Source organism: Falsiroseomonas sp. RANM36 (genome assembly GCF_056682175.1).
Genome location: NZ_JBWXTD010000006.1, coordinates 38,393 through 40,054, shown reverse-complemented (window position 1 = coordinate 40,054; position 1,662 = coordinate 38,393). Strand labels below are relative to the sequence as shown.

Here is a 1,662-nt window from a genome sequence, read left to right as displayed (position 1 = left end):
GGTTGGTCTGCTCCCGGCGCGGCAGCGGCTCCACCGGGCCCCCGCCGGCGCCGCTCCCCGGTCGGCCAGCCCGCCGGCCAGCCGCGCGAAGCCGCGCGGCGCCACGGTGCGCCCGACCATCGCCGCGCCGAAGGCCGCCCCCGTCGCCTCGACGAAGCCGAAGGCGCCGGCGAGGCTTTCCTTCATCGCCCGGAGCCCGGCCTTGGCGCGCTTCAGCCGGCCGAGCCCGGCCAGCCGTGCCGCGGCCGCGGGCTCCGCGCCGGGTGCGGGCAACTCCGGCACCGCATGGCGCGGCTGCAGCAGCACGGGGCAGGAGGCATAGGCGCCCTCCGCGCCGAAGGGCTGCACCGCCACGGCGGCGCCGAAGAAGCCGGCGAAGCCCAGCGTCTCCCACGGACCCCGCCGCTCCAGGTGCCGGCGCAGCACTTCCGAGCGGACATCGATGCAGAACACGATCTGCGCCTCCGGCCGCGGCGCCGGGCCGGGGGTGGCGGCGGCGAGCCGGGCCGCAAGCCCCTGCCGCCAGCTTTCCTCCCAGGCTTCCAGCCAGATCGCGGCGGCCTCCGGCGCGGCGGGCGCCGGCGTGGCCGCGGGGGCCTCGCCGAACTGCCGCGCCAGGAACAGCCGCAGCGCCAGCAGGTCGGCTAGCGTGGCCGGCGCGGCCGCGGCCCAGTCATGGCCCTGCGCCTCGGCGCGCCACTTCACATAGCCGGACCAGCCCGCCAGCGCGGCGAGATGGCGGGTGAACAGCACGGCCCGCTCTTCTTCCGGCACCTCCGCGACCAGCGCGGCGACGGCGCGGAGCGCATCCGCGGGCAGTGCCTCGGCCTCGGCGCCGCGGGGGATCTCCGCATCGTGCCGCGCCAGTGCGCGCACCGCTGGCCAGAGGCCGCCCTCGCGGCCCGGCATCGCCCAGCCCGCCTGGCCCTCGTCGAGGAAGGCGGCGAGCCAGCGGATCAGCACCCGGTTGACCGCGGACGGCGCGGCGGGGCGCGCCGCGGCCTCGGGCACGTCGAGCGCGGCGGGATCGGCTGCGCCGGGATCGCCATGCCGCGCGGCGGTCTCGGCCAGGATGGCGCGGTCGATCCTGCCATCGGCCAGCGCGGCCCGAAACATCGCCGCTGGCGGATAGGCGCGGCCGCCGAACAGCGTGCCGGCGACGCGCGCGGCGTGCTCGAAGGGCTGGTCCTCCAGCCCCTGCAGCGGGTTCGCGGCGATGAAGCTGCGCAGCGGCCAGTATGGCGTGACGTGGCCGGCCGCGATCTCGATCTGCGCGGCGAGGCGGGCGAGCTCAGGCATGGGCGGTCTCCCGGCGATCGGCGATGGCGGCGGCGGCCGGCTGCGAGAGCCCGAGCACGCGGACATAGAGCGCGGCGGAGCGGCGATGCAGCCCGGCCTGCACCGCGATCCAGGCGGCGAGGAAGGCGCCTGCCGCCAGCAGGTGCAGCGCGGTCAGCGGCTGCGGCGCGACAAGGCCCGGCGTGCCGGCCAGCAGCGCCTCCGCCCCGCGCAGCAGCGCGCCATAGAGCAGGCCGCCGAGGCCGAGCAGCAGCGGCGCCGCGACCCAGCGCACCGTCGGCGCGGCGTCCGCGGTGGCGAGGCTGGCCTGCGCGGCGGCCCCCGCCCCGCCCCGCCCCCGCCGCGCGCCGCGGTCGGCGCCCC

Annotated in this window: 2 protein-coding genes; both read right to left on the bottom strand. The window is 79.2% G+C overall.

Annotation, left to right across the window (positions count from 1 at the left end; genetic code table 11):
- On the bottom strand, nucleotides 1-1,299 hold a 1,299-nt coding region (locus AC1MIR_RS21710), incomplete at its 3' end, for a putative inorganic carbon transporter subunit DabA (protein WP_480030273.1).
- Nucleotides 1,292-1,662 (bottom strand): hypothetical protein (locus AC1MIR_RS21705; protein WP_480030272.1); only part of this gene is annotated, 371 nt, incomplete at its 5' end. The genes AC1MIR_RS21710 and AC1MIR_RS21705, both read right to left, overlap by 8 nt.